The sequence below is a fragment of the Streptomyces sp. NRRL S-495 genome (assembly GCF_000966955.1).
Taxonomy (GTDB): Bacteria; Actinomycetota; Actinomycetes; order Streptomycetales; family Streptomycetaceae; genus Kitasatospora; species Kitasatospora purpeofusca.
Window position 1 is genome coordinate 1 of record NZ_JZWY01000532.1, and the last position, 5450, is coordinate 5450.

4 protein-coding genes are annotated in these 5450 nt (G+C 73.8%); 1 reads left to right on the plus strand and 3 read right to left on the minus strand.

All coding sequences use genetic code 11. The annotated features are described in order from the left end of the window. Positions 1 to 74: 74 nt before the first annotated feature. A complete protein-coding gene (locus tag VR45_RS26080; protein ID WP_045942286.1) occupies positions 75 to 2450 on the minus strand; it encodes an FHA domain-containing protein in 2376 nt (791 codons plus the stop codon). A gap of 225 nt (positions 2451 to 2675) precedes the next feature. Between VR45_RS26080 and VR45_RS26085 the strand changes: the two genes are divergently transcribed. Further along, complete coding sequence (locus tag VR45_RS26085) at positions 2676 to 4025, plus strand: acyltransferase (protein ID WP_159394358.1); 1350 nt, start codon at positions 2676 to 2678, stop codon at positions 4023 to 4025. A 111-nt stretch (positions 4026 to 4136) separates the two neighbouring features. On the opposite strand, the gene VR45_RS26090 is transcribed toward VR45_RS26085, so the two are convergent. Together VR45_RS26090 and VR45_RS26095 are read right to left on the minus strand one after the other, a co-directional pair. Next, entirely contained in the window at positions 4137 to 5096 is a 960-nt protein-coding gene (locus tag VR45_RS26090; protein WP_045942288.1) for a transketolase C-terminal domain-containing protein, read from the minus strand. Further along, positions 5093 to 5450 (minus strand): thiamine pyrophosphate-dependent enzyme (locus VR45_RS26095; protein ID WP_045942289.1); only part of this gene is annotated, 358 nt, incomplete at its 5' end. The genes VR45_RS26095 and VR45_RS26090, both read right to left, overlap by 4 nt.

Below are 5450 nucleotides of genomic sequence, written 5' to 3' on the forward strand. Positions count from 1 at the left end.
TCGGGTGGCAGGGGTTGGGTCGCAGGGTCGGTCGTACCGGTCGGGTGGCCGGGGTCAGGGTGGCCCCGGGCGGGTCATTTCCGCATGATCGCCGGCTCCTGCCGGCGCAGCAGGGCGAGCACGGCGACGGCCAGCAGCACCGCGAGCCCGACCAGCAGGGCCAGCGACAGCAGCCACCCGGTCCGGTCCTGCCGGAACATCGGGTCGGCGGTGATCGCGGTCGGCAGGACAGTGTGCAGGTCGACGGTGCGGGCCATCGCGGACAGGCCCCAGCGGGACGGCACCAGCCAGGCGAACTGCTCCAGGCCGGGCACACCGTGCAGCTTCAGCATGGCGCCGCTGAACACGATCTGCACCACGGAGAGCAGCACCAGCAGCGGCATCGTCGCCTCCTCCTTGCGGACCAGCGCGGACACCAGCAGGCCGAGCATCATCGCGGAGAAGGACAGCAACGCCACCGCGATGATCAGCTCGGCCAGTGGTGGCAGCAGTACGCCGCTGTGCACCGTCACCCCGTTGGCCAGGGTCGGGCTCAGATCGACCCCGGCCAGCCCGACCACCGTCAGTACGGCGGCCTGCCCCACCGTGATCGTGCCGAGCACCACCACCTTGGAGACCAGATAGGCCGAGCGGGACAGCCCGACCACGCGTTCTCGCTGGTAGATCGGCCGTTCCTTGACGATCTCGCGCACCGCGTTGGCGGAGCCGGTGAGCAGACCGCCGATGCAGAGGGTGAGCAGGCAGTTCAGCGCGTTGTCGGAGGAGAGCCGGCTGCCCGCCATCGCCCGGCACATCACGCCGATCAGGAACGGCAGGGCGATCATCACGGTCAGGAACAGCCGGTCCGCGGCGAGCACCGCCGTGTAGCGGCGGATCAGGGTGCCCAGCTGGGGGAACCAGCCCTGCGGCTGCTCCGGGCCGATGCTGTCGGCGGCCTCCGCCCCGGGAGCGGCCACCGGGACCGGCCGCACGGGCGGCAGAGCCCCGGCGGCGACGTACCGCTCGTACTGGGGCGACTCCCGGAACCGGCGCTGCCAGGCCGCGTGGTCCTCGTTCTCGAACGCCTCGAAGGCCTGCGGCCACTCGGTGAAGCCGAAGAACGGCAGGGCCTCGTCGGGCGGGCCGTAGTAGGCGGTGCGACCGCCGGGGGCGAGTACCAGGAGGCGGTCGCAGACGTCCAGGCTGAGCACACTGTGGGTGACCACGACGACGGTGCGTCCGTCGTCGGCCAGACCGCGCAGCATCTGCATCACCGAGCGCTCCATGCCCGGGTCCAGGCCGGAGGTGGGCTCGTCGAGGAAGAGCAGCGAGGGCTTGGTGAGCAGTTCCAGGGCGACGCTGACGCGTTTGCGCTGGCCGCCGGAGAGGCTGGAGATCACCAGGTCGGCGCGGGCGTCCAGGCCGAGTTCGTGGATCACCTCGGAGACCCTGGCCTCCCGCTCCTCCTTGGCGGTGTCGCCGGGGAAACGCAGTTCGGCGGCATAGGAGAGCGCGCGGCGGACGGTCAGCTGGGTGTGCAGGATGTCGTCCTGCGGCACCAGGCCGATCCGGCGGCGCAGCTCGGCGTAGTCGCGGTAGAGGTCGCGGCCGTCGTAGAGCACGGTGCCCTCGTCGGCCGGACGCAGCCCGGTGAGCGCGTTCAGCAGGGTGGACTTGCCGGCGCCGCTGGGGCCGGCCACGGCGAGCAGGGCCTTCTCGGCGAGCGGGAAGGAGACGTCGTCGAGCAGCACCCGCCGGTCGGAGCCGACCCGCACGACCAGGCCCTGCACATTGAGCGAGACCTCCCCGGTGTCGGTGTACTCGACGAGCTCGTCGCCGGAGAGGCAGAGCGCGAAGTGTCCGATGCCGACGATGTCCGCCGGGCCGATCGGGGCCCGCTGGACGGGGCGGCCGTTGAGGTAGGTGCCGTTGTGGCTGCCCAGGTCGACGATCTCGTGGCCGCCGTCGGGCAGGGTGCGCAGTTCGGCGTGGTGCCGGGAGACCACGAGGTCCTCCAGCACCAGCTCGTTGTCGGGGGCCCGGCCGATCCGCACCGTCCGGCCGGGCAGCCGCAGGACGGCGCTGGGCCGGCGGAAGGTGCCGGAGACGCCCGGGGCGAGGAGCGAGGGCCGCTCGGCCGGGGCGGCGGCGGGCAGGCCGGCGAAGGTGGCGGACGGCCCGTCCGCCGCGTCGCCGAACCGCAGCCTGGTGCCGGGGCCGACCTCCTCGGACCGGACCCGGCGACTGTCGGCGAAGGTGCCGTTGGTGCTGCCGACGTCCTCCAGCTGCCAGTGGTCGGCGGTGGTGTGCAGCACGGCGTGGTGCCAGGAGACCCGGGGGTCGTCGAGGACGATCTCGCTGGTCGGGTCGCGGCCGACGTGGTACGCCCGGCGCGGATCGAGCAACTGCGAATCCGTGTCGGTGACGAGGACCAGGGGCGGCGCGTCGGGCGCGCCCGGGCGCTCTCCCATGCTTCGGAGTCTAGTCGGGTGGCGCCGACCCGGCCCGATCACCGGACCCGGCGGCGCCCGCCCGGCCCGGTCACGCTGGGTGCGGACCGGTCGGCCGGGCCGATGCCACGGAATTGGACTGGACCACTGGATTGCCGCCCGGGTACTGCCCTATCGTTCGGGGAGATCTGTACGGTCGTCGGGGCCCTCCGTACGACACGCCACGCGAGCCCCGGGATGGATCCATTGAGCGTCTGGCCGCAGTTGCGCGACACCCGAACGGTCAGAGCCGGCGTCGCGCCCGGGACGGTGCTCCGCTGCGGCCTCGTCGACACCATGCTCGCCGACCTCTCCGTGTCGGTCGTGCTGTTCTTCGACCGGGCCCTGGACGAGGAGCGGCTCGCCGCCGGGCTGGCCCGGGCGCTGGAGCGGGTCCCGGTGTTCGCCGGCCGACTGCGCACCGTCGACGGGGTGTTGGAGGCGATCTGCGACGACTCCGGTGTGCCGATGGTGAGTTACCGCGTCGACGGCACCCTCGCCGAGTCGATGGGCCGGGTCACCGCGCCCGGTGCGCAGCACGTCGACCCGCTGGACGCCCGGGCCGCCCGGACCGGCGACGGGCCGCTGTTCGGCGTCCGGGTCACCCGCACCGGCGACGGCGGCACCGTGCTCGGCTGCTCCTGGCACCATGCGATCGGCGACCTCCAGAGCTTCGCCCTGCTGCTGCGCGCCTGGTCGGCGGCGGTCGAGGGGGAGGAGCTGCCGGTGGCCGAACTCGTCGAGGACCAGGACGCGTTGCTCGACCGGGTGCTGCCCGCCGAGGACTGCGGCCGGCCCGGCTTCCGGGTGCCCGAGGAGGGCGAACGCCTGCTGCTGGACCGCGAGGTGGCGGCCGGACCGCGCGCCAACCGGACCGTGCAGCTCTACTTCGGGGACGACGAGATCGCCCGGATGCGCGAGGAGTTCGGCGCGGCGGCCGGGGTCAAGGTCTCCGCCGGCGACGCCGTCTGCGCCCATGTCGTGCACACCGTCAGGGAGTTGGACGGCGACCGGGAGACCCGCTGGCTCACCGTCCCGGTCAACGTCCGACGCCCGCTCGGCCTGCCGGACACCCTGATCGGCAACCTGCTCGGCGACATCCACCTGCCGTACACGCCCGCCGACGGCCCCGGCGCCCTCGCCGGGGCGCTGCGCACCGCCGTGCGGGACTACGCGGAGGAGCACCTCAACCTGCGCTCCAACCTCCGCTTCCTGGCCGAGCTGGGCCGCCCCGGACTGGCCGGGTGCGTGCCGCTCGGCTTCGACCCGCAGCACCGCCGGTTCAGCTTCTCCAACTGGAGCCGCTTCGGCCTCTACGACGCCAGTTTCCAGGGGCAGCGGCCGGTGTTCTTCAGTCCGACCGCCAACTACCCGCTGCCGTGGGTCTCGTGGAGTGTGGAGGGCTTCGGCGGCACCGGAATCCTCACCACGCTGGTGGTCCCCGCCCGGCTGGCCGCGCGGCTGCGCGGGACGGACGGCCGGGCGGCCCTGCACCGCTACCGGGACCCGTCGGACCCGCTCCCGGCGCTGCTCGCGGCCGTGCCCAAGGTGCTCTGAACCGGCACCGGCACCGGCACCGATCGCGACGCCGAACGCCGACCGGGGGCGGCCTTGGTGGCCGCCCCCGGGGGCACTCGGTGCGGAGTCACTGCGGACTCGGTGCGGGACCTACTTCATGACGGCGCGCAGCGCGTGCCGCAGCTGCTCCCGGTCGGGCTGCAGCGCCCGGTCCAGCTCGGGGGCGAACGGCAGTACCGTGCCGTCCGGCCGGGTGATCCGGCGGGGCGGGGCGGTGAGCCGGAACTCCTCGGCGGCGGTGGCCAGCACCTCCGCGCCGATCCCGCAGCTGCGGTTGGAGTCGTCGATCACCACCAGGCGTCCGGTGCGCTCCAGCGACTCGCCCAGTGCGGCCCAGTCGAACGGGTACAGCGTGCGCGGGTCGAGCACCTCGACCGAGATCTCACCGGCGAGTTCCTCGGCCACCGCCAGGGCGTCGTGCACCAGGTGCCCGACGGCCACCAGGGTGACGTCGGTGCCGGTGCGGTGCACCCGGGCCCGGCCGAGCGGCACCGGGGCGAGGTCCCAGGTGACGGTCTCGCGGACCGGCAGCGCGGCGGCCGGGGCGAACACCACCACCGGGTCCGGGTCCTGGATCGCCGAGCGGAGCAGTCCGTAGGCGTCGGTCGGCGTGGCCGGGACGACGGTCTTCACCCCCGAGTGCGCGAACAGGCTGTAGGGGTGGTCCGAGTGCTGGCCGGCCCAGCCGCTCCGGGAGCCGGAGCCGGGGACCAGGCAGGTGAGTGGGACGCCCGACTGCCCGCCGCTCATCAGCGAGAACTTGTGTGCCTGGTTGACGAGTTGCTCGAAGACCAGGAACAGCAGGGACGGGATCTGGAACTCCAGCACCGGCCGCCGCCCGGCCAGTGCCGCACCGACCGCCATCGCGGTGAACGCCTGCTCGGAGAGCGGGGTGTCGACGATCCGCTCCGCCCCGAACCGGTCCAGCAGCCCGAGCGTGGGCCCGGCCATCCCGGCGCCGATGTCCTCGCCGAACACGCAGACCGCGGGGTCGGTGTCCAACTCGTCGGCCAGCGCCCGGTTGAGCGCCTTGGTGTACGACAGTCTCATGCGACCGCCCCCGCCCGGGGCCGCAGGCCGGAGGCGTACAGGTGGTCGGCGGCGCCGGCCGGGTCCGGGTGCGGCGAGGCGAGCGCGAACTCCTCGGCTGCCGCGAGTTGGGCGGCGACCTCGGCGTCCAGGGCGGCGGCGCGCCCGGCGCCGATCGCGGTGGCGGCCCGGGGGAGCGGGTCGCGTTCGCGCCAGGCGTCCACCTCCTCGGGGGTGCGGTAGTGCAGCTTCATCAGCCGTTCCATGGTGTGGTGGCCCTCGAACCGGTAGGTGCGGCATTCCAGGAAGCCGGGCCCGCCGCCGTTCCGGGCCCGGGCGACGGCCTCCTCGGCGGCGGCCCGCACCGCCTCGGTG

Coding starts and splice junctions, on each gene's coding strand:
- VR45_RS26080 (WP_045942286.1), bottom strand. CDS start 2,450: ATGGGAGAGCGCCCGGGCGCGCCCGACGCGCCGCCCCTGGTCCTCGTC.
- VR45_RS26090 (WP_045942288.1), bottom strand. CDS start 5,096: ATGAGACTGTCGTACACCAAGGCGCTCAACCGGGCGCTGGCCGACGAG.